The sequence below is a fragment of the Candidatus Limousia pullorum genome (assembly GCF_057405065.1).
On record NZ_CM171614.1, the window covers coordinates 885,111 to 909,688 of the forward strand.

A 24,578-nucleotide genomic window follows, 5' to 3' on the forward strand; every position below is an offset into this window, starting at 1 on the left:
AAGAGAGGAGAAGATAATAAAAATATTAACTTTTAAAGGATTAAAAAACAAATTTTATTACGAGAAGCAAAAAGGAGAATAAGATGAACATTCATAAGAAAGTACTATCGTTGATTTTGGCAATTTCAATGATTACATCACTTTTTATTGCTCAGACGGCGGAGTTTTCGGCAAAGGAACAGCTTGTCAATGTTGCTCTTGAGGCTACTCCGGGTGCTGACGCAGAGGACACAGTTTACGGCGGATTGCTGGAAAACATAAATGACGGAGACGATTCAACCATGTGGGCATATCCGGATACAACTTTTCCGGTAAGAGCATGGGTTGAATATGAGGGAAGTAAGAACATTCAAAAGGTTGTTGTAAAGCTTGGCGGCGGCGACCAGAAATCAGCAAGCGTTGACGTAACTGTCATGGTAGCTAAAAACGGAATTACCACCGAGCTTGTACCTTTCGGTGAAACAAAGAAAAATCAGGCTTTAGGTTCTGATGTAGTGTTTGAGGTTTCCGAGCCTATTCAGGCTTCTCATGTTTTTGTGGAAATTTCAAACCCTGTTCAGAACGGACAGAGCGAAGAAATTACATTCTGGCCTGCTATCAGAGAGCTTGAAACCTACGAAATGCAGGACGTAAAGCTTTCTAACTACAACGATATTGCACCTCAGGCGGATATCACAACAAACGGCGATAATCCGGCAACATCACCTTCAACTTTGGTTGACGGAGATTATTCCACACTTTACAAATTCCACAATGCTCAGCTTTATGATCAGAGATATATTGATTTGACATTTGAGGACGAAAGAAGCATTGACGCTTTTGAAATAGCTTTTGAGCATTTGACAACTGAAACAGATCAGAACGACTATCACTTTACTTACAGCATTTTGGGTAAGAAAGCAGGAAGTGATGAGTTTGTAACTCTGGTACAGAGCGCAAAGGCAGACAGACTTGACAATTATTATCAGAGCTATAAAATTGACGAGGCTCAGTACTCTGTAATAAGAATACTTATGGAGGACTGCACATCCACAGCAGGAAAAGGCTGGCCGGCTGTTGCTGACTTTAAGATTTACGGCAGCGAAGTTGTAATCGACGACAGCGAGAGTATAGCATGGAAAAAGCCTGTACATTCCAACTTTGGAAACAGCGCACAGAACATCAACGACGGAAGCAAAAACACACGCTGGACAGGCAGCTACTATCCGGGATATGTGGATATAGATTTGGAGAAAAATTACTATCTTGATACGGTTGAGGTTTTCACACCTTCAAACGGATACAGTCAGTACACAATATACACAAGCCTTGACGGAAGAGATTTCTCAAAGCTTGCAGAAAAGCAGGATACAGAGCCTTGCCCGACAGAGGGAAATATTTTCAATGTTACCGACCAGAATGTTGAGGCAAGGTATATAAGAATTTATTTTGAATACAACTCAGCTTCCACACAGTCTATTGTAAACGAAGTAAGAGCAACCGGACGTGAAAGCGGAACTCCTTTGCAGGAGAAACCGGAAATCAATGTTGTTAATTACGATGAAAGCGTTTACAACGTGGAGATAACCGAACAGGATACATACGAAGAGGTTCAGGGAATTATTACAAGAAGACTCGGCGAAGAATATGTTGACTGGTTTACCCTTGAGCTTTCTGAAAATCCAAAGGGTCACAGCTACGACTATTTTGAGCTTTCAGATTTGGACGGAAAAATCCACATCAAGGGCAACGACGGTGTTTCCCTTGCAACAGGTCTTAACCATTACCTTAAATATTACTGCAAGGTAAATATTTCTCAGGTTGGCGATCAGGCGGACATGCCTGAGGCTATAGTTCCGCTGGGCGAAACAGTTTTCAAGGAGACAAAGGCGGAAGTAAGATATTCCTACAACTACTGCACACTTTCCTACTCAATGGCATTCTGGGGAGAGGAAGAGTGGAGAAACGAGCTTGACTGGCTGGCTTTAAACGGAGTAAATGTTGTGCTTGACGCAACAGCTCAGGAAGAAGTATGGCGTCAGTTCCTTATGACACTTGGCTACACAGAGCAGGAGGCTAAGGATTATATCGCAGGTCCTGCCTACTATGCATGGGCATATATGGCTAACCTTTCCGGATTTGGCGGCCCTGTTCACGATACATGGTTTGAAGAGAGAACAGAGCTTGCAAGAAAGAACCAGCTTTCAATGGCTAAGCTGGGTATGCAGCCTGCATTGCAGGGCTACAGCGGCATGGTTCCCACAGACATAGTTTCAAAGGCTGCAGGGGAATATGCACTTACAGACAGCGACGTTATCGCACAGGGCTCATGGTGCTCATTCACAAGACCTACAATGCTCAAAACTACATCAGAAGCTTTTGACAAATATGCAGAGCTTTTCTATCAGTGTCAGAAAAATGTTTTGGGCGACAGAGCTCATTACTATGCTACAGACCCATTCCATGAGGGCGGTATAACAACAGGCTTGCAGCCTGCTGAAATTTCAGAAGAGGTTCTCAATTCAATGCTTGCAAGCGACCCTGAGGCTGTTTGGATTATACAGTCATGGCAGGGCAACCCGACAAGTGAGCTTTTGAGAGGCCTTGGCGACAGAAAAGACCACGCTTTGATACTTGACCTTTATGCAGAGAAAACCCCTCACTGGAACGAGGGCAGACCGGGTGCAGGAAGCTACGGCTATGCCCCAGAGTTTGACTCAACTCCTTGGGTATTCTGTATGCTCAACAACTTCGGCGGACGTCTGGGACTTCACGGACATCTTGATAATCTTGTAAACAATATTCCGGAAGCATTTAACACAGCTGATTATATTGCAGGTATAGGAATTACACCTGAGGCAAGCGTAAACAATCCGCTTCTTTACGACTTCCTGTTTGAGTGCATTTGGCAGGACGACGCAACCCAGGATATGGAGGTTGTGGATATTGACGCATGGCTCAAGGATTATGCAGAGAGAAGATACGGAGCTGAAAGCGAAAGCGCATTACAGGCTCTTGAAATTCTCACAGAAACAGTTTATAAGTCCTCTTTGAATATGAAGGGACAGGGCGCACCGGAGTCCGTTGTAAACGCAAAACCGGCTTTGAATATCGGCGCAGCTTCAACTTGGGGCAATGCTATTGTTGACTATGACAAGGTTGAGCTTGAAAAAGCAGCAGCTCTCCTTTTGGAGGATTACGACACACTGAACTCAAGTGTTGGCTACAGATATGATCTTGCAAACATCTTGCAGCAGGTACTTTCAAACACAGCTCAGGAATATCAGAAGAAGATGACATCAGCTATCAACGCAGGAGACGCTGAGAAGTTCGACGAGATATCAGCTAAGTTCCTTGAGATAATCGACCTTATGGACAGAGTTACCGGCACAAGCAAATACTTTATGCTTGGTAACTGGGTAAATCCGGCTAAGAAGCTTGCAGAAAATGCCGACGACTTTACAAAGGATCTTTACGAGTTTAACGCTAAAGCCCTTATCACAACTTGGGGTTCTTATAATCAGAGCGTTACAGGCGGTTTGAGCGATTATTCCAACCGTCAGTGGAACGGACTTATCGGCGACTATTACAAGGGACGCTGGGAGCTTTGGATAAACGAGTACAGCAAGAAGCTTCACGGTGAAGAAGCTAACGTTTCTCAGTTCAACAATAACTACTGGTTCAATTACGGCTGGGAGTGGGCAAGAGATAACACAGAATACAGCGATGTTCCTACAGATGAAAATCTGAAGGTATTGGGAGAAGAAATCCTTGCCAATTATTCCGCAGCAGATCCAAATGCTGACAAGTCAAAGGATATCGACCCGAATGTAAATATTACAGTGACAGCGGGTAACTTCCAGACAAGTGATAAGCCTGAAAACGTACTTGACTACAGCGCTTCAACAATATGGCACACATTGTGGGCAGGTTCTCCGAGAGAGGAACACTACCTTGAATTTACCTTCGATGAAGCTGTTGAGGTTGACGGTTTCCGTTATCTGCCGAGAGCCTCAGGCATCAACGGTGTTGCAACCTCCTATGAGCTTTACGCAATGGCAGAGGGAAGCGACGAGTATGTTCTGGTAAGCTCCGGAGAATTGGATTCTTCAAACAGAGATTGGCAGGTATTCAGCTTTGAGAGAATGAATGCTGTTAAGATGAAGTTTGTTGTTAAGGACGCATTGAGCGATACAAATGGAAAGATTTTTGCATCAGTTGCAGAGCTTCACTTTACCGATTCTAAGCTCGGCGGAAGAACAAAGGGCGACGTCAATAACGACGGAGAAGTTACTATTGATGACGCAACCTTAGTTCAGCAGTATTTGAGCCATATCAAGGAACTTGATGAGGAATCAAAAACAATGGCTGATATGAATGGTGACGGCAAGGTAACTGTATATGATGCAACTTTAATTCAAATTTTATTGTTATAAGAAATTGTTGACCTATTTACTTTTGTGTAATTCAATGTTAGAATAATAGTAGATATAATTTTAAACGCAATCTATTTTATTATGTTATAATTGCTCAAATATTTAGTAGTTGCATCTGTTTATGACCCAGAGAACGACAATTCAGGAATCACACTTACAAGTGAAGATTTCTTCAACAATTACGACGCTTATATCCTCAAGATTGAGGCTAACAAAATCACAATTCTCGGTAAGGATACAGACGCTGTTTACTACGGTATCACAACCCTTGAGAGAATTCTCGATCAGGTAAAAGCAGGCGAAGTTGAAACAATGAGAATCAACGATTATGCAACTGCAAAATGGAGAGGTATAATCGAGGGTTACTACGGAATTCCATATTCCAACGAGGACATCATGTCCCTTATGGAGTTCGGTTCAGACTTCAAGATGAACACATTTATCTATGCTCCTAAGGATGACCCTTACCACAACTCACAGTGGAGAGAGCCTTATCCACAGGAAACTTTGGATGGACTTAAAGAGGTTATCGAAAAGGGCGTTGAAACAAAGGTTGGCTTTGTTTACGCTATCCATCCGTTTATGAACAACGGTATTAACAAGAATAATTTTGAAGAGGAAATTCAGTACATCATAGATAAGTTTGAAATTTTCTATGATATGGGCGTAAGACAGTTTGCATTGCTTGCAGACGACGCTTGGTCAGAAACACTACTCCAGGTTATGACAGTAAATGCTTTGCAGGATTGGCTTGATACTAAGGAAGGCACATATCCGTTGGTATTCTGCCCACAAGCTTATTCAGGCTATCCAAGCCAGAGCTACTTCAACCAGTTCAGAGACGGTACAAGCATTGAAATCAACGGCGGAATGAGCTTCTCAACAGTAAACGAAAGAACAATCAAGACAGACGCTGTTCAGAAGGAAGGCTATGAATCTTACAATATGGTAGACGGCAAGCTGGACACATATTTTGCTTCCGGCACAGAGGGCGGCTACATCGAATACACAATCAATAAGGAAGTTGGACTTAATCCGTTTACATTTACAGTAATTCAGAACTCCGAGACAATCTCAAATGCAAAGGTTGAGGTTAAGGTTTACGGAACTGACGAGTATGTAGAGCTTGGAACTTTGGATAAGTCAATCTGCGACTTCACTCTTGATCCACAGACACAGGTTGTAAGAATTTCCTGGGATGCAGGAGAAGAGTTCTTCATCCACGAGATGTTCTATTGATTGCAAAAAAATAAACTTAATAAAGAAAAGTTGAATTTCGACATAATTTGACAAATAATTTCTTTATATGACAAGGGTCGGCAGATTTCTGCCGGCCCTGATTTTTTGCCGTTTTTTCAGCAATATTCCTTTATCGATATCTTATGTGTTTAAAGAATGAAAATATTTTCAGAAATAAAAAAACCACGGTAATTAACTTGCAATTTGAGATTACATGGTTTATAATAAATCTACTAAGTGGCGTATTGTGTCATCAGGTGACACAAGCTGCTTAATCTGCAAAGAACTTTTATCAAAGTGGCAGGAGGTGAACAATTTGTTTTCTGGAATGACTAATCATTCACTGGACGCCAAAGGAAGAATTATTTTGCCTTTGAATTTCAGAGAACAGCTGGGAGAAAAGTTTTTTCTCACCTGCGGTTTTGAGGATTGTCTTCAGATAATGTCTACAGAGCATTTCCACAAGCTCAGAGAACAGATTGCTCAGCTTCCCGGTGATAAAGCTTTGGCTTTGCAGTACATTTTGATTGCTCCGGCGGTGGAGGTTTCACCTAATTCCCAGGGTAGAATACAGATACCCCAAAGCCTTAGAGAAAAGGCGGGACTTGAAAAGGATGTAACTGTAGTAGGTATGGACAGCCGTATCGAAATTTGGGACACCGTAAAGCTTGACGCTTTTATCAAAAAGCAAAAGGAGCAGTCCATAAAAGAGGCGTTGGAACTTTTGAAACTGTAAGGCGGTGAAATGATTTGGAGTTTTCTCATATACCTGTGTTGTTTGAAGAGACAATGGAAGGACTTAACATAAAGCCCGGCGGCATTTATGTAGACGGCACGGCAGGCGGCGGCGGACATTCCTCCGGAATACTCCAAAGGATTTCCGAAAGCGGGAAGCTTTACTGTATCGACCAAGATCCCAGCGCAATTGCAACTGTTACAAAAAAATTTGAAAACAACAAAAACGTCACCATAATTCAAGGCAATTTCGGTGACATGGAGATGCTTTTAAAAGAGAGAGACGTGGAAGGTGTAGACGGAATTCTGCTTGATATCGGAGTGTCGTCACATCAGCTGGATACTCCCGAAAGAGGTTTTTCCTTTCATGAAGATGCACCTTTGGATATGAGAATGAGTATGCAGGGCGCAACGGCTGCTGATTTGGTAAATAACTTACCGGTCAATGAAATAGCGAAAATACTTTCACGCTACGGCGAAGAAAAGTACGCCATGAGCATTGCAAAAGGCATCGAAAAAGCAAGGAACATAAGCCCAATTGAAACCACTCTTCAGCTGGCGGAGATTATAAAAAATTCCGTTCCTCAAAAGGTTAGAAGAGAGGGTCATCCGGCGAGAAAAAGTTTTCAGGCTTTGCGAATTGCCGTAAACGGCGAGCTTATAAGGCTTGAGCAGGGACTTGAAGGAGCTTTTAACATGCTTAAAAGCGGCGGCAGACTTGCCGTTATAACATTTCATTCCCTGGAGGACAGAATTGTTAAACAGACCTTTGCGGGCTGGGCGCAGGGATGCACCTGTCCAAAGGATTTTCCTGTTTGCGTTTGCCACAACAAGCCTAAGGTAAAAATTGTGAACAGAAAGCCCATAGAGGCATCACAGGAGGAGCTTGCAGTTAATCAGAGAAGCAGAAGCGCAAAACTCAGAATATGCGAAAAAATTTAGGAAAATCTCGATATTTGCTGGACAAATAGCGGTGTATGTAGTAAGATAGTAACAGAATTGTAATCAATAAGGTACTTGTAGTTAAAATTGTTACAAAAGGTTAACAAAAGCGGTTTGTATTGGTTGATATTTTGCATATTTATGCGGGATGGTATATGGCGATTGAAAATCGGTTTTGTAAGCGATGTGAGAATTTTTTCCGATAAAACAAGAAGGTTGAAGGTGCATATAAAATGGCATTTGAAGAAAGAAATTTAGCATACGACTTGTCTTTGTTTGAGGACGACGACAAACAGTATACTACAGTGCCCCAAAGCACAAGGGAAAAAACAAAATCCGGTGCAAATGCAGCTAAGAAAAAGCCATCTGCTGAGACAGCCGAAGACAGAAATGCAGAGAAAGGACAGAGAAAAAAATACAGTCCTTTAAAGGTTTTAAGCTCAGTAGTTGCGGGATTATTTGTAGTCGGCGCTTTAGCGACTATTATTATGGGGCAGGCACAGCTCACGGAGCTGAACAGATCTATTGAGAAAAAAACGGAGGAACTAAAGCAGAAACAAAGTCAGTACACACAATTGGATATGAATGTACGTTCAAGATACTCAACTGCTATTGTGGAAGAATACGCCAAGGATGAGCTGGGAATGAGCAAGGCTACAAACTATCAAAAGGAGTTTGTAAACCTTTCCGATGGCGACAAGGCAGAGGTTCTGACAGAAGAAAGTCAGAATATTTTCAGCACTATTGTTGACGCTGTTACAGGTATTTGGTCATAACAGTGCTTGTGTCTTAATAAGTATGTAATGACAAAAATAAGAGTTGAGATTGATATCTTAACTCTTATTTCGCTATGACGGACGTACATAATTTGTCTGATATTGGAAATGATGAAAGGAGCAGCAGAGTTTTGGGAAAATTCAACAAACAAAAACTTAATAAAAGAGCTTTTATAATGTTGATGATATTTCTCGTTTTGGGATTTGGAACAGCTGTGCTCAGACTCGGTTATCTCCAGATTATAATGGGTGACGAACTGCGGCAAAAGGCAGTTGACCAGCAGCTGGGAGATATAACCGTAAGCGCCAAAAGAGGCGATATTTACGACAGAAACGGTAAGGTTTTGGCACAGAGCGCCTCGGTTTGGAAACTTATAATGGCGCCTATCTATATTAAAACTGACGAGCAAAGACAGTATGTCACAGACGGATTGGCCGAAATATTCGGATATGATGAGGAAGAGAAAAACGACCTCTTTGAAAAAACTGACAGGGATACATATTATGTAACCATTGAATCAAAAATAGAATCGGACGTCAGGGAAGAAATTCTTACTTTCCTTGATGAAATGGAAGAAAAAACCTTTAAGGTTTACGACGGTGAAACACAAAAATACAACGATGAAAAATTAAATTCAAATGTTCTGTATCTTCAGGACGACTACAAGAGATATTACCCTTACGGTGATTTGGCTTCCGCAGTTATAGGATTTACCGGAAGCGATGACCAGGGCTTGAGCGGTCTTGAAATTCAGTACGATGAAGAGCTCAGCGGCAAGCCGGGAAGAACGGTTTCCGCAATCAATGCAATAGGTATCAACATGCCTTTCCAGTATGAACAGAATGTTGAGCCCGAGGACGGATACAGTATTGTTACAACAATAGACGAAACAATACAGTCTATCTGCGAAAAATATCTTAAAGAAGCGATTGAAACCTACCAGGTTGCAAACAGAGCGGCGGCAATAGCCATGAACCCGTCAACCGGTGAGATTTACGCTATAGCAGTTGAGGGAGGATATGACCTTAACGACCCTTACACCATAGCAAACGAGGAAACTGCTGCGGAAATTGAAGCTTTGCCGGAGGAAGAACAGGATCAGGCATACAGCGACGCATTGCAGCAGCAATGGAGAAATAAAGCCGTAAGTGATGTTTACTATCCAGGTTCCGTATTTAAGCCAATCGTGGCTTCCATGGTTTTGGAAGAGGGATTGGTTGATGAAAACACAAAATTTTATTGTGACAACGCCACAATTACAGTAAGCGGTATAGATATTCACTGCCATATTTATTGGCCAGGTTCAGGCAATCAGCACGGCGAGCAGAATATTGTTCAGGCTCTTTGGAATTCATGTAACCCGGCTCTTGTTCAGATGGGTCAGATTGCGGGAGTTGATACGTTCTGGGAATATTATCAGGCGTTCGGCTTCAGCGAAAAGACAGGAGTAGACCTGCCGGGCGAAAGCGAAGATATTTTCTTTGACCATGAAATGACAGATCTTGACCTTGCGGTTTCCTCTTTCGGTCAGGGCTTTGCCGTAACTCCTATGCAGATGATAACAGCGATTTCTGCTATTGCTAACGGCGGATATCTTATGCAGCCTTATATTGTAAAGGAAATTGTTGACAGCGACGGAAATATTGTAGAAACAACAACACCGACGGTTAAACGTCAGGTTATTTCAAAGGAAGTCAGCGAACAGCTCAACGAAATCCTCTACGGAAACGTAAACGAGGGTGGTGCGACCAACGGATATGTTGCAGGATATGAAGTTGCCGGTAAGACAGGTACTTCTGAAAAGCTTAATGATAATAAAGACCATATAGCTTCCTTCTGCGGCTATGCGCCTTATGATGACCCGCAGATTGTAATGCTCCTGTATTTTGACTCACCTAGAGGAGTTCTTTACCACGGTAGTACAGTTGCGGCTCCTGTGTTTGCAAGTATCATGGAAGAGGTTCTTCCGTATCTTGAGGTTGAAAGACATTACACAGAGGAAGAGCTGGAAAACATCGATACAACAGCTAATACATATATAGGACTTTCAGTTGACGAAGCAACCTCCAAGGTAGAGGAGGACGGATTTGAAGCTGTGGTAAAGGGAAGCGGAAGCACCGTTATCGCTCAGGTTCCTGAGTCCGGCACAAAGATACCTAACAGCGGAAAGGTTGTTCTGTACACCGACGACGCCAGCAAGGAAGAAACGGTAACCGTTCCGGATTTCTCTGGACTTACGGTTACGGAAGCAAGCCAGAAGGCTGCCGAATATAATTTGAATATCAGTATTACCGGAGCCACAAATGTTTACAACAGTGTGGTTCAAACCCAGAGCATTGACTCAGGAAAAGAAGTTTCACCGGGAACGGTTGTAACGCTTACCTTTGTGGGTGCGGGAATAGGAGATTGATTTTCACATAAACTGTTTATAGGCTGAGAAATAATAGAGAAAAGAGGCGGAGGGAATTATGACTGCCGAAATTATGGTTTTTCATGGTGAAGATGTTAACAGAGAAGAAGCCGAAAAGCTGCTGGGGCTTTGTCTAAAAAAGCTTCAGCCGGAGAATGCTGCCTGTGAAATCTTTGATGCCTCGGAAAACAATAAAGAGGTGACAGGACATATGGTGGTGTGTCCCGTAGGACTTAAACTTTCGGGTACTCCTGCCGGCTGCGTGACATATTCGGCAAAGGATAACAGCGCCGATATAGTGGCTATAAATGTCCAGAAGCATACAGGCTACATAAGCTTTGAGCTTATGTCCGCAGAGCATATGGGAAGAGTCTTTATAGACGATTCAAAGCATATAGAGGTGGATTCCGTGCTTATGGCGGCGGCTGTTATGTATGCTGCCGGAGTTCCTCTTAAGAATGTTATTTCTGCTATCAATTCTATTTTAAAAAATTAAATCAGGTTGCGGCAATGTCAAATTGGCTTGCCGCAATTTGGTGATTATTTGAAAAGTTAAATAAATATAAGTATCTTTAAAATATACTTATATCAATGTTGAGAAACTTCATATTATAAGGTTTACAACCGGGAACGGTTAAAATACGGATAAAAACAAATGAGGTGTAATTATGGAGAATACTACTGTGTGGGCGTTTGCTGCCGTTGTACTGTCTTTTTTGATATCTTCTCTTATGGGAAGAAAACTCATACCATTTCTTCACAAGCTGAAGTATGGTCAGACAATACTTGATATAGGCCCGAAATGGCACAAAAATAAACAGGGTACGCCAACAATGGGCGGTATAATGTTTATTGTGTCAACCGTTTTTTCTACAGCCCTGGTTGTACTTATGTACCGATTTGTGGGAGGCGGAAATTTTTCAACCGATAATATCAACGCCATGAAGGTGTTCGTACCTGTTGGTCTTGTAATGGCAATACTTTACGGATTTATAGGATTTATCGACGACTATATAAAGGTTGTTAAAAAGAGAAATCTGGGACTTACCGCAAAGCAGAAGCTGGTTTTGCAGTTTGCCGTTGCTATAGCTTATCTTGCAACACTTACCCTTTGCGGATACGGCACAGAAACCTATATACCTTTTGTTGGTATGATTGATATTGGATTTTTCTACTACATAATAGCCGCAATCGTTATTGTGGGAATTGTAAATGCGGTAAATCTCACAGACGGTATAGACGGACTTGACGGTTCAATAACATTCTTTGCAGCTCTGTTCTTTATGATGATTTCAGATTATATGGGACTGGGCGGAGTTTCCATAGAGTCAGCGGCTTTGGCAGGCGGATGCCTTGGATTCCTTGTTTGGAACTTCCATCCTGCAAAGGTATTTATGGGCGACACAGGCTCTCTGTTTTTGGGAGGAATGGTTTGCGCTTTGGCATTCTCCTTGAAGATGCCGATACTTTTAATTCCTATGGGAATTATGTACCTTGTGGAGATGTTCTCCGTTATGCTTCAGGTTACATACTTCAAGCTTACTCACGGAAAGAGACTTTTCAAAATGAGTCCTATTCATCACCACTTTGAAATGTGCGGCTGGAGTGAAACAAAGATTGTAATTGTGTTCAGCGCAGTGACTGTGATTTTCGGTATTATCGCTTTTCTCTGCGTTATTTTCGGCGCAGCATAAGGCGTAATTTGGTTTAGAGTTATTTGGAGGAAATATATGGAAAATAATAAGTCAGGGGTAAGCGGGGGAAGAAACACCCGAAACCTGTACGACTTTGACAGCGTGATGAGTACCAGTTACAGGGGAACACCGTCATCCGGAAGAAGCAGAACAAATTCCGGCAATGTTTCCGGCGGTACTGTAAAACGCAGAAAGACCAATGTGTCAAAAACAAAACCAAAAGGAACAAGGCTCAGCCAGCCTAAGGTTAAGCATAAACCTTTTGCCAAGGGAAAGGGAATTGATATTCCTTTCCTGATAATAGTTTTGATTTTGCTGACGGTGGGAATAGTAATGATGTTTTCCGCCAGCTATCCCGTTGGTTTTTACGAAGAGGGCGACAGCTACTATTATCTGAAAAAACAGGTTGTGTTTGCGGCTATCGGACTTGTGGCAATGTTTGCGGTTTCCTATTTAAACGTAAACTTTTTTAATAAAAAGCCAATAGCTTTTATATTGCTGGCTGCTTCTTATGTGGGCTTGACGGTGGTTTTGTTTATGCCCTCTCAAACAGGAGTTCACAGATGGATATCCATCGGAAGCTTTACCATTCAGGCTTCGGAAATAACAAAGCTTGTTATGATTTTCTTCTTTGCCTATTTTTGTACAAAGCTGGGCGATGATATAAACTCTCTGAAAAAAGGAATACTCCCAACAGTAATAATTTTGGGAAGCACCTGTTTTCTGCTGTACAAAGAGCCTCACTATTCAGGTATCGTTATCACTGTTCTGCTGGTTGCTGTTATGCTTTTCTTAGGCGGACTCAATATAAAGTGGTTTGCAATTTCCGGAGGCGCAGTAGTTGCGGTTGTTGCAGGATTGCTTGTTACAGGAAATCTGTCATATGCTATGGACAGACTTCACGGATGGGGTAAAGCCCTTGACCCTAATGTAAGCGGCGACCTTTTGTGGGACGTTTGGCAGACAAGAAATTCCCTTTATGCAATAGGCTCAGGCGGTTTCGGCGGTCTGGGACTTACACAGTCAAGACAAAAATATCTTTATTTGCCGGAACCTCAGAACGACTTTGTGTTTGCTATTGTCTGCGAGGAGCTGGGATTTATCGGCGCAGTTATAATCCTTGCAGTGTTTGCACTGCTGGTTTGGAGAGGAATTAAAATTTCCATGAGCGCACCGGGAGTTTTTGCAAAGCTTCTGGGCATGGGTATTTCTGCTCAGGTTGGTTTACAGGTTGTTTTGAATATATTTGTTATTACAGACTGGCTTCCAAATACAGGTATCAGCCTGCCTTTCTTCAGCTCAGGAGGAAGCTCTCTTATTATGATGCTTGTACAGATGGGCTTGGTTCTTTCTATTTCACGAACGTCAAATCTTGAAAAAAGTTAGGTGACATGATATGAAAATACTTTTCGCCGGAGGCGGAACTGCCGGACATATAAATCCGGCTCTTGCGGTGGCTTCTTACATCAGAAACAGAGATCCTGAAACAGAAATCCTCTTTGTGGGAAACAAAGGCGGAATGGAGGAAACCCTCGTTCCAAAAGCCGGATTTGATATGGAAACAATCCATATAAGCGGTTTTAAGAGAAGCTTTTCCCCCTCTGCTATTGCGGCAAATGTTAAAACCGCCGTTCGTGCGGTGACTGCTTCTTCAGAGTCAAAAAAGATTATAAAAAAATTCAAGCCGGATATCTGTATGGGAACCGGCGGATATGTAAGCGGCCCGGTTCTTAGAACAGCCGCAAAAATGGGAATACCTATAGTTATTCACGAGCAAAATGCTTTCCCGGGAATGACCACAAAGATGCTGTCAAAGCACGCTAAAAAGGTTATGCTGGCAATAGAGGACGCAAAAAAGCACCTTGACCCCCAGTGTAAAACAGTGGTTACGGGAAATCCTATAAGAGAGGAAATCCTTACAGCTGATAAGGAAACCTCAAGAAAGAAGCTTCACCTTGATCTGCGCCCTGTAATACTCAGCTTCGGCGGAAGCCTTGGCGCAAGAAAAATCAACGAGGGCGTTGCATCCCTTATTGCCCAAAGCGGAAAAACCGGCGAATACCAGCATATTCACGCCTACGGCAAATACGGAAAATGGTTTCCTGACCTTCTCCGTGAAAAGGGCATAGAGCCTGACGATTGCTCAAACCTTGATATAAGGGAGTACATCGACAATATGCCCGACTGTCTTGCCGCCTGTGACTTGGTAATTTGCAGAGCGGGTGCTATAACCCTCAGCGAAATTCAGGCTATGGGCAAGCCGGCAATCCTTATCCCTTCTCCCAATGTTGCTGAGAACCACCAGTACTACAACGCTTTAGCCCTTGTAAACGCAGGAGCGGCGGAAATGGTAGAGGAAAAGGACTTGGACGACACAGTAATAGAAAAAATTGCAAAGCGTATGCTTGCAGATAAGGATATTTTGAAAAAATACGGCGATAACGCCAAAAGCATGGCGATAACCGACGCAAACAGCAGAATTTACGCCGTAATAAAAAATATAGTAAAAGAACATTAAGTTTTAATATACAAGGCACAAACGCCGCTTTGAAATCATAATATATCAGGTAGTCATATATTATAAATCGGAGAGGGTGTTTGCTTTGTCAAAGCTGCTTATCAGAGGAAAACGAAGGCTTTCGGGAGAAACTGAGGTTCAGGGGGCAAAAAACAGCGTTTTGCCGCTGCTTGCCGCCTCGATTTTAGCTAAAGGAGAAAGCGTGTTTTTAGGATGTCCTCATCTTTCCGATGTGGAGGCGTCCACAAAAATTCTTCGCTATCTTGGATGTAAGGTGTCCCATAAGGGCGACACAATCTGCGTCAACGCCGACGGCGTAAACAGATACGATATCCCCAACGAGCTTATGAGGGAAATGAGAAGCTCCATTGTGTTTTTGGGAGCTATAATTTCCCACGGAGGAAAAGCAAGGCTTTCCTTTCCGGGAGGCTGTGAGCTGGGACCACGCCCTATAGATTTGCATTTAAAGGCGCTGCGCCAAATGGGAGTTTCCATAGAGGAAAAATACGGCGTTTTGGAATGCAGCTGTGAAAACGGCATAAAGGGCGGAAGAATAGCTCTTTCTTTCCCAAGCGTGGGAGCCACCGAAAACATAATGATAGCGGCAGTTTTGGCAAAGGGAACAACCACTATCACCAACGCCGCAAGAGAACCGGAAATCTGTGATCTGGCGGAATACCTTAACCGCTGCGGCGCAAGGATATACGGCGCCGGTGAAGGTACAATAGTGATAGACGGCGTTAAATCCCTTACAGGATGCTGTCACACTGTCATACCTGACAGAATAGTGGCGGCGACACTTATGAGCGCAGCGGCAGTGACCTCGGGAGATGTTTTGCTTCACGGGGTTATGCAGAGTCACTTGGGAGCGGTTATACCGGTTTTTGAAGAGGCAGGATGCAAAGTGACTTTCTCACAAGGCGACATGAGAATAACCGCTCCGAAGGTTTTAAATTCAGTTAAACATATAAGAACCATGCCCTATCCCGGTTTTCCCACCGACTGTCAGGCGCCGATTATGGCGATGACCGCAGTTTCAAAAGGAACTTCCGTTATTGTGGAAAATATTTTTGAAAACAGATTCCGTCACGTGGGAGAGCTTGAGCGAATGGGCGCTAACATAAAGGTAGAAGGAAAGGTCGCTGTTGTTGAAGGTGTTTCACAGCTTTTCGGAACAACGGTTGTAGCTCCTGATTTAAGGGGAGCGGCTTCGCTTGTTACGGCGGGACTTTGTGCCCAGGGAACAACCCAGATGAGTGGCGTTAATTTCCTTGAAAGAGGTTACGAAAGCTTGGAAACCGTATTGAGCGGTTTGGGGGCAGAGATAAAGAAAATATAAATATCAGAGGAAGTGAAAAGAAAGGCAGGTGCAGAATATGGCTGAAAAAAGAAAAGTAAATAAAACCGTATCTAAACAACAGCCTAAAAGGAAAAAAGCGCCTGTTAAAAGCGGTTCTCAAGTGTCGGGAAGTCCAAAGAAAAAAAGACCGCAGGGTACGGGAAGGGATTATCCCCGCTCCCGTTACCCCGCAGAAAGAAGCCCATACAGAGAGCCTGCAGGTGATTATAATCCGTCGATGTCCTATGCGGGAAGAGGACAGATGAGTTACGATGATTTTGTGAGAAACAGAGAGTTTTTTGGCGGAGATGAGAGGGAATACAAAGTCCACCAGCACCGCCGGACAGGAGGAACGGTGAAAAACAAACCACAGCAGGGAAGAAACAAACCAACAGGTGAAAAGAGTGTTCAAAAATCGGCACCGTCTCAGGCGAAAAAGTCATCTTCTTCGGCAAAGAAAAAAACTGTCAGCAGAGAAACAAAACCTGAGGAAAGAAACAGAAATCAAAAGCGTTCCAAGGAAATAATGAACGAAAGAGCAAGGCGCAGAAAGATAAAACGCCACGCCGGACGAGCTCCGAAAACCATGACGCCGAGAAAGAGAAAAATCAAGAGATTTTTAACCGCTTTTTCTATCTTCTTCGTTATTGCGGTTATAAGCGTAATGCTTTCCCTTACGGTGTTCTTTAAGACAGAAAGAATAATTGTAACCGGTGAAACAAGATACGCCCAGGATGAAATAGTAGAGCTCAGCGGAATTGAAACAGGAGAAAATATCTTCCTGTGCGACAAGGCGGCGGCTTCAAAGAAAATTGTTGACGCTCTGCCATTTGTAGCTCAGGCCAACGTGGGATTTGTAATTCCAAACGCCATAACAATCGAGATAGTAGAGGAAGTCCCCTCCTATGTAATAGGATATTCGGACGGTTATTACATCCTTGGCGAAAATGGCAGAATACTGGAAAAAACAGCAGATAATTACTATAATTTGCCGGTAGTTCATGGAACTGAAATGACTACAAATGTCATAGGCGAGTATGCGGACTTTACAGACGAGGATATCACAAATATTCTAAACCAGCTTGTAAATGTTCTGGAGGCTTACGAGTTTGATAAGGTTACTGTAATTGATATTTCAGACACAGCCAATATTAAGTTTGTATACGATGACAGAATTACTGTGATAATAGGATATCCTGAGGATATTTCCTACAAGGTGAAAACCGCACAGACAATCATAAATGAAAAGCTTGACCCAAACAATACTGGTCTTATAAAGGGAACCCTTGATGTTTCCATGTGCAAAGAAACCAGTAAGTCTTACTTCAATGAAAACGAAGTATATGTGCCGCCTCAGACACAGCAGGCGACAACCACTCCGACAGAGGAAACCACAGCGGAGGAAACGCAGGAAGCTACAGAAGCGGCTGAGGAGACTTCCGAAGAGACCACAGAAAGCGCAGCAGATGCCGCATAAGGGAACAATAAATCTGTGTTTTATGAAATTTATTAAGGTTAAATTTTATAAAAATACGATAATTTTCACAAACAGCAACATATTCTATAGATAACTTAAAGAGAAATGTCTGTTTTTGTTGGAAACTATGGTTTTGAAGAATATTTAAAAAAAAATTTAAAAAAGCGTTGAAATTTAGAGCGATATATGTTAATTTATTATGTATGGATTGTGTCATTATTATTTGGATAAATATGTCATTTACATATCGCTTTATGAAAAAAGGTAAGTGTAAACAAGGAGGACTTTAAAATGGCTTTCGCAGTTGAACAAGAAATGATGGAGTATTTGCCTGTAATTAAAGTTATAGGCGTTGGCGGCGGCGGCGGTAACGCTATCAACCGCATGGTAAAGATGGAAGTTCAGAATGTTGAGTTTATTGCAATAAATACAGACGAGCATGTTCTTCGTTTTTCCAAAGCCAACCAGAAAATCCAGATTGGTGAGAAGCTCACCAGAGGTAAGGGCGCAGGCTCTAAGCCTGAAATTGGTAAAAAAGCAGCAGAAGAGAGCAGAGAAGATATTGCAGCTCTTCTGAAAGATACAGATATGGTATTTGTTACTGCCGGTATGGGCGGCGGTACAGGTACAGGCGCTGCTCCTGTAATCGCTCAGATTGCTAAGGATATGGGCATCCTTACAGTTGCAGTTGTTACAAAGCCTTTCGGTTTCGAGGGTAAAAAGCGTATGGCTCAGGCTGAGCAGGGTATTGCAGAGCTTGCAGCTGCTGTTGACTCACTCATCATCGTTCCTAACGACAGACTCAGACTGGTTTCCGACCAGAGCATCACTCTCCAGAATGCGTTCTCTATCGCTGACGATGTTCTCAGACAGGGTGTTCAGAGTATTTCTGACCTTATCCTTATTCCTGGTCTTGTTAACCTTGACTTTGCAGACGTTACTTCAATCATGAAGGACGCAGGCAAGGCTCACATGGGTATCGGCAGAGCTACAGGCAAGGACAAGGCAAAGGTTGCAGCAGAAATGGCTGTTTCCAGCCCATTGCTTGAAAGCACAATCGACGGCGCTTCAGGTCTTCTCGTTAACATCACAGCAGGACCTACAGCAACTCTCGACGAAATCTATGAGGCTTCACAGAGCATCACAGAAAAGGCTAACGAGGATGCAAGCATCATTTGGGGTGCTGTTATCAACGACAACATGGACGATGAAATCAGCGTAACAGTTATCGCTACAGGCTTCGACAGCAACAACCTCGGCGCACAGTCTGCAAAGACTGAGGAGCCGGAAACACAGGCTGCTACTGCTGAAGAGAAAAAGCCGGAGAAGAAGGCTGAGAGAACTTCAAGAGTTATCGACGAAGACGACGACTTCTACAACATCATGTCCATCTTCAACAAATAATTTTTATTTCCGCTTTGCAAGGCTTCGGTTTAGAAATAAACGTCGTTTCAAAGCGGGCGAGACTTTTGTTTCCGACCTGAATGTGTCAGATGATGTATTTAGCTTCTGCACAGGTCGGGCGAGACCTTCCTTTTAATTTTTTGGAGGCTGCTCACATAAAAGTTGATTTTAAAATATGTAACAATTACCGTGGTTCCTTGAATTTTGAGCCACGGTTTGTTTTTTATCTCGTAGGGGAGGATTAACATTCTATCGGTTAAAGTAAGCTCTATAAAGTAAGCTCTATGATAAAAATAAGGCGGTTTAATCCAATGAAATTTGCTGTTGGATGAACCCATTCCATATTTAAAATTTACCGTTGTGTTGCTGGGTAAATATTTAGTTTTACCCTAAGAAATATCTTTTTGAAATGGTGATTTGTTACACATAAAAGGCTGTATTTTAAATAACAATTTTTAATAAATATAATGGGCTTATGTTGCTATGTAAAATAAAAAAATACTTGACAGAAGGCATGGTTATATGGTATCATTTGAAATTGACGGGGTGTGTTTATTTACGTAAAAAGATGTTCGTAAATATGCTTAAAAAGATGTAAACATTCCGTTTTATTGTGTGAAAAACAGGAAACACATGAATAATTTGCTGTTGACCCGCCAAAATTATTTTGGTGGTTAACATAAATCAATTTCTTATTCATTAGTGAGGAAAGGAGGAAAATCATGCCAACCTTTAACCAATTGGTTCGCAAGGGAAGAGAAGTTTCCGAGAAGAAAGCAAAGGCTCCTGCACTTTTGAAGGGCTGGAACTCAAAGAAGCGCTGCGCTATCAACCAGAGCTCACCACAAAAGAGAGGCGTATGCACAGCTGTTAAAACTGCTACACCTAAGAAGCCAAACTCAGCTTTGAGAAAAATTGCCAGAGTTAAGCTTTCAAACGGTATTGAAGTCAGTTCCTATATCCCAGGTGTGGGACACAACCTTCAGGAGCACAGCGTTGTTCTTATTCGTGGAGGACGTGTAAAGGATCTCCCTGGTGTGCGTTACCATATCATCAGAGGCACACTTGATGCACAGGGCGTTGCAAAGCGTATGCAGGCTCGCTCTAAGTACGGCGCAAAGCGTCCAAAGGCAGGTAAGAAATAAGGAATTGACAAAACTACCCATTAAGTTATTTACGTAACTGTGATGCAATACACAGGTGCTTTATATATAAGCCTCTGTGTGGCATACGGGAGTTTGTCGCTTTCGAGTACCTATGATATCTCAAATATTGTGAAGGAGGGAAGTAAAGTGCCAAGAAGAGGCCAAATCGCAAAACGTGATGTTTTGCCAGATCCGCTTTATAATTCAAAGCTCGTAACACGTCTTATCAACAACATTATGTACGATGGTAAGAAGGGTGTTTCTCAGAAAATCGTTTATGGTGCATTCGACATCATAGCAGAAAAGACAGGCAAGGATCCATTGGAGGTATTCGAGCAGGCAATGGAGAATGTAATGCCTGTATTGGAAGTTAAGGCTCGTCGTGTAGGCGGTGCAACATACCAGGTTCCGATGGAAGTACGTCCTGAGAGAAGACAGACACTGGGTCTTCGCTGGCTCTCCAAGTATTCAAGACTTCGTGGAGAGAGAACAATGAAGGAGAAACTTGCAGGCGAAATCCTCGATGCTGTTAACGGTGCAGGCGGCGCAGCTAAGAAGCGTGACGATACACACAAGATGGCAGAAGCAAACAGAGCATTTGCACATTACAGATGGTAATTATATACCGGCAGCATAATTTTTAACAGGAGGATTTCATGGCTAGACAGGTTTCACTTGAAATGACAAGAAATATCGGTATCATGGCTCACATCGATGCCGGTAAAACAACAACCACAGAGCGTATCCTGTTCTACACAGGTATCAACCACAAAATGGGCGAAACCCACGACGGTGGCGCAACCATGGACTGGATGGTACAGGAGCAGGAAAGAGGTATTACAATTACCTCCGCTGCAACAACCTGTTTCTGGAAAAAACACAGAATTAACATCATCGACACTCCAGGACACGTTGACTTCACAGTTGAAGTTGAGCGTTCATTGAGAGTTTTGGACGGTTCTGTTACAGTTCTCTGTGCTAAGGGCGGCGTTGAGCCACAGTCAGAAACAGTTTGGCGTCAGGCTGACAACTACGGCGTTCCAAGAATGGTATACGTTAACAAGATGGATATCATGGGCGCTAACTTCTACAGAGTTGTTCAGATGATGAAAGACAGACTTAAATGTAATGCTGTTCCGATTCAGCTCCCAATCGGTGCTGAGGACACATTCAAGGGAATTATCGACCTCGTAGAGATGAAGGCTGAGGTTTACTATGATGACCTCGGTAAGGACATGAGAGACGAGCCTATTCCTGAGGATATGATGGAACTTGCTCAGAAATATCATGATGAGCTTATCGAAGCTGTTGCAGAACAGGACGAGGAGCTCATGGAGAAATACTTCAACGGTGAGGAACTCACCATTGATGAAATCAAGAGCACAATCCGTAAAGCAACTATCAACAACACCATGGTTCCTGTAACCTGCGGTACTTCTTACCGTAACAAGGGTGTTCAGAAGCTTTTGGACGCTATCGTTGATTACATGCCTGCTCCAACAGACATTCCTGCTATCAAGGGTATCAACCCTGAGACAGAGGAGGAAACATGCAGACATGCTTCCGACGAAGAGCCATTCTCAGCTCTTGCATTTAAGATTGCTACTGACCCATACGTTGGTAAGCTCTGCTTCTTCAGAGTTTACTCAGGTATGATTAAGGCCGGTACAACAGTTTATAACTCATCTAAGGATAACAACGAGAGAATCGGACGTATTCTTCAGATGCACGCTAACGACAGAAAGGATATCGATACTTGCTATGCAGGTGATATCGCTGCTGCTGTTGGTCTTAAAAATACAACAACCGGTGACACACTATGTGATGAGAAGAACCCGGTAATTTTGGAATCAATGGAATTCCCGGATCCGGTTATCCGTGTTGCTATTGAGCCAAAGACAAAAGCCGGTCAGGAGAAGATGGGTATTGCTCTTGCAAAGCTTGCAGAAGAAGACCCAACCTTCAAGGCTTACACAGACGAAGAGACCGGACAAACAATCATCGCCGGTATGGGTGAGCTTCACCTTGAAATTATCGTAGACAGACTTCTCCGTGAATTTAAGGTTGAGGCTAATATCGGTAAGCCACAGGTTGCATACAAGGAAACAATCCGCAAGAATGCAGATGTTGACCAGAAGTATGCAAGACAGTCAGGCGGTAAGGGACAGTACGGTCACGTTAAGATCAGAGTTTCTCCAAACCCAGAAAAGGGCTACGAGTTCATAAACTCTGTTGTGGGCGGTGCTATTCCGAAGGAATACATCCCTGCTGTTGACGCAGGTATCCAGGGCGCAATGCAGTCCGGTGTACTTGCAGGCTACAATGTAGTTGACGTTAAGGTAGAGCTCTATGACGGTTCTTACCACGAGGTTGACTCATCTGAAATGGCATTTAAGATTGCCGGTTCTATGGCTTTCAAGGAGGCTATGAAGAAGGCAGATCCTGTTCTTTTGGAGCCTATCATGAAGGTTACTGTTATCGTACCTGAGGAGTACATGGGCGACGTTATCGGCGACCTCAACTCCCGTCGTGGTATGATTCAGGGCATGGAAGCTGAAAACGGTGCACAGAGAATCAATTCTATGGTTCCGCTTTCAGAGATGTTCGGTTATGCAACAGACATGCGTTCCAAGACCCAGGGCCGTGGACAGTATGTTATGGAGCCAAGCCACTATGCAGAAGTTCCAAAGAACATTGCAGAAAAGGTTATGAGCGACCGTACAAAGAAGGACTAATCCTTTTTTGAAACTATAAAACACAAATTTTTCAGGAACTTACAACGGTATTTTCGTTGTAAGTTCTGAAAATATTCTAAAAAGCTATTGCAATTTCTAATTAAAATTGGTACAATAGCTACAATAAAGTAAATTTATCATTTACTAATAAAAGGAGGAAATTTCCAATGGCAAGAGAAAAGTTTGAAAGAAACAAACCCCATGTAAACATTGGTACAATTGGTCACGTTGACCACGGTAAGACAACTCTTACAGCTGCTATCACAAAGGTTCTCAACCTCAACGGTGAGGCAGATTTCGTTGATTATGCAAACATCGATAAGGCTCCGGAAGAGAGAGAGCGTGGTATCACAATTAACACAGCTCACGTTGAGTATCAGACAGAGAAGCGTCACTATGCTCACGTTGACTGCCCAGGACATGCTGACTATGTTAAGAACATGATCACTGGTGCTGCTCAGATGGACGGCGCTATCCTCGTTGTTTCTGCTGCTGACGGCCCAATGCCACAGACAAGAGAGCACATCCTTCTTTCCCGTCAGGTTGGCGTTCCTTACATCGTTGTATTCATGAACAAAACTGACCAAGTTGACGACCCAGAGCTCCTCGAGCTCGTAGAGATGGAGATCCGTGACCTCCTCAACGAGTATGAGTTCCCAGGCGACGACACACCAATCATCAAGGGTTCTGCTTACCTCGCACTCACAAGCGATTCTAAGGATCCTAACGCTCCTGAGTATCAGTGCATCCACGAGCTCATGGACGCTGTTGACAACTTCATCCCAACTCCAGAAAGAAAGTCTGACCTTCCTTTCCTTATGCCTGTTGAAGACGTATTCACAATCACAGGCCGTGGTACAGTTGCTACTGGTAGAGTTGAGAGAGGTACAGTTAAGGTTTCTGAGGAAGTTGAAATCGTTGGTCTCACAGAGGATAAGAGAAAAGTTGTTGTTACAGGTCTTGAAATGTTCAGAAAGTCACTCGACTATGCTGAGGCTGGTGACAACGTAGGTGTTCTTCTCCGTGGTGTTCAGAGATCTGAAATCGAAAGAGGACAGGTTCTTGCAAAGCCAGGTTCAATTCACCCACACACAAAGTTCCGTGGCCAGGTTTACGTTCTTACTAAGGACGAAGGTGGCCGTCATACACCATTCTTCAACAACTATCGTCCACAGTTCTACTTCAGAACAACAGACGTTACAGGTACAATCTCTCTTCCAGAGGGCACAGAGATGTGCATGCCTGGCGATAACGTTGAGATGGATGTTGAGCTTATCACACCAATCGCTATCGAAGTAGGTCTTCGTTTCGCTATCCGTGAGGGTGGTAGAACAGTTGGTTCAGGCGCAGTTATCGCTATCAACGACTAATTAAAAGCCTAAGCTAATGCTTTAAATAAAAAAAAGGAGCGGTCTATGATCGCTCCTTTTTGATATATAAAGATGAGGTGTAAAATGGCTGACAATTCAAAAGATATTATCACCTTGATAGATCCGTCAGGAAATCCCGTAGAATATAAATGGCTCGGCATGATAAAGCTGAGAGGTCAGAAGTATGTTTATCTTATGGAAAATCATGAAAATTGTCATGAGCTGACGATTTTAAAATATGAATACGATGAAGACCATGAAGCAGAAGCTTACCTGCCATTGACAAAAAAGGAATTGATAGACGAGTTAATGGAAATATTCAAAGAAGAATATAAGGACGAGTTTATTTTTTGATGTAATAATTGAAAAAACGGAAAA

Annotated in this window: 18 protein-coding genes; all 18 read left to right on the plus strand. The window is 42.9% G+C overall.

Features of this window, described 5'->3' with window-relative positions; translation table 11 throughout:
* Positions 1–83 precede the first annotated feature (83 nt).
* The 18 genes from CGICJO_RS03825 (at position 84) to CGICJO_RS03910 (ending at position 24,554) form a co-directional block, all read left to right on the plus strand.
* The gene (locus CGICJO_RS03825) at positions 84–4,415 is read left to right on the plus strand and encodes an alpha-N-acetylglucosaminidase TIM-barrel domain-containing protein (protein WP_486499700.1); all 4,332 of its coding nucleotides are present in this window, start codon (positions 84–86) and stop codon (positions 4,413–4,415) included.
* A gap of 90 nt (positions 4,416–4,505) precedes the next feature.
* The gene (locus tag CGICJO_RS03830) at positions 4,506–5,654 is read left to right on the plus strand and encodes a beta-N-acetylglucosaminidase domain-containing protein (protein ID WP_486499701.1); all 1,149 of its coding nucleotides are present in this window, start codon (positions 4,506–4,508) and stop codon (positions 5,652–5,654) included.
* Positions 5,655–5,970: 316 nt separating this feature from the next.
* A complete protein-coding gene (mraZ, locus tag CGICJO_RS03835; protein WP_158096276.1) occupies positions 5,971–6,390 on the plus strand; it encodes a division/cell wall cluster transcriptional repressor MraZ in 420 nt (139 codons plus the stop codon).
* 14 nt (positions 6,391–6,404) lie between these two features.
* Positions 6,405–7,331 (plus strand): 16S rRNA (cytosine(1402)-N(4))-methyltransferase RsmH, encoded by a 927-nt coding sequence (gene rsmH, locus CGICJO_RS03840; RefSeq protein WP_486499702.1) that lies wholly within the window; start codon positions 6,405–6,407, stop codon positions 7,329–7,331.
* 233 nt (positions 7,332–7,564) lie between these two features.
* Positions 7,565–8,107 carry a septum formation initiator family protein gene (locus CGICJO_RS03845; protein ID WP_486499703.1) on the plus strand — a complete coding sequence of 181 codons (543 nt, stop codon included), beginning with the start codon at positions 7,565–7,567 and terminating at the stop codon, positions 8,105–8,107.
* Between the two features lie 92 nt (positions 8,108–8,199).
* On the plus strand, positions 8,200–10,518 hold the full coding sequence (locus tag CGICJO_RS03850; RefSeq protein WP_486499704.1) for a peptidoglycan D,D-transpeptidase FtsI family protein: 2,319 nt from the start codon (positions 8,200–8,202) through the stop codon (positions 10,516–10,518).
* 58 nt (positions 10,519–10,576) lie between these two features.
* Positions 10,577–11,014, plus strand: coding sequence for a hypothetical protein (locus CGICJO_RS03855; RefSeq protein WP_087378717.1), 438 nt, complete (start codon positions 10,577–10,579; stop codon positions 11,012–11,014).
* Positions 11,015–11,186: 172 nt separating this feature from the next.
* Positions 11,187–12,212 (plus strand): phospho-N-acetylmuramoyl-pentapeptide-transferase, encoded by a 1,026-nt coding sequence (mraY, locus tag CGICJO_RS03860; protein ID WP_486499705.1) that lies wholly within the window; start codon positions 11,187–11,189, stop codon positions 12,210–12,212.
* Between the two features lie 36 nt (positions 12,213–12,248).
* Positions 12,249–13,598, plus strand: coding sequence for an FtsW/RodA/SpoVE family cell cycle protein (locus CGICJO_RS03865; RefSeq protein ID WP_486499706.1), 1,350 nt, complete (start codon positions 12,249–12,251; stop codon positions 13,596–13,598).
* Positions 13,599–13,608: 10 nt separating this feature from the next.
* The gene (gene murG, locus CGICJO_RS03870; RefSeq protein WP_486499707.1) at positions 13,609–14,730 is read left to right on the plus strand and encodes an undecaprenyldiphospho-muramoylpentapeptide beta-N-acetylglucosaminyltransferase; all 1,122 of its coding nucleotides are present in this window, start codon (positions 13,609–13,611) and stop codon (positions 14,728–14,730) included.
* A 76-nt stretch (positions 14,731–14,806) separates the two neighbouring features.
* Positions 14,807–16,069: a UDP-N-acetylglucosamine 1-carboxyvinyltransferase gene (murA, locus tag CGICJO_RS03875; RefSeq protein WP_087378725.1), complete on the plus strand. Its 1,263-nt coding sequence runs from the start codon at positions 14,807–14,809 to the stop codon at positions 16,067–16,069.
* A gap of 37 nt (positions 16,070–16,106) precedes the next feature.
* Entirely contained in the window at positions 16,107–17,546 is a 1,440-nt protein-coding gene (locus CGICJO_RS03880) for a cell division protein FtsQ/DivIB (protein ID WP_486499708.1), read from the plus strand.
* 291 nt (positions 17,547–17,837) lie between these two features.
* Positions 17,838–18,950 carry a cell division protein FtsZ gene (ftsZ, locus tag CGICJO_RS03885; protein ID WP_087378729.1) on the plus strand — a complete coding sequence of 371 codons (1,113 nt, stop codon included), beginning with the start codon at positions 17,838–17,840 and terminating at the stop codon, positions 18,948–18,950.
* 722 nt (positions 18,951–19,672) lie between these two features.
* The gene (rpsL, locus tag CGICJO_RS03890) at positions 19,673–20,095 is read left to right on the plus strand and encodes a 30S ribosomal protein S12 (protein WP_087378733.1); all 423 of its coding nucleotides are present in this window, start codon (positions 19,673–19,675) and stop codon (positions 20,093–20,095) included.
* Between the two features lie 147 nt (positions 20,096–20,242).
* Positions 20,243–20,713: a 30S ribosomal protein S7 gene (gene rpsG, locus CGICJO_RS03895; protein ID WP_087378735.1), complete on the plus strand. Its 471-nt coding sequence runs from the start codon at positions 20,243–20,245 to the stop codon at positions 20,711–20,713.
* 38 nt (positions 20,714–20,751) lie between these two features.
* Positions 20,752–22,830, plus strand: a complete 2,079-nt coding sequence (gene fusA, locus CGICJO_RS03900; RefSeq protein ID WP_486499709.1) for an elongation factor G — start codon at positions 20,752–20,754, stop codon at positions 22,828–22,830.
* A gap of 167 nt (positions 22,831–22,997) precedes the next feature.
* Entirely contained in the window at positions 22,998–24,200 is a 1,203-nt protein-coding gene (gene tuf, locus CGICJO_RS03905; RefSeq protein ID WP_486499710.1) for an elongation factor Tu, read from the plus strand.
* Positions 24,201–24,284: 84 nt separating this feature from the next.
* Positions 24,285–24,554 (plus strand): DUF1292 domain-containing protein, encoded by a 270-nt coding sequence (locus tag CGICJO_RS03910; protein ID WP_158096277.1) that lies wholly within the window; start codon positions 24,285–24,287, stop codon positions 24,552–24,554.
* The last annotated feature ends 24 nt before the right edge of the window (positions 24,555–24,578 follow it).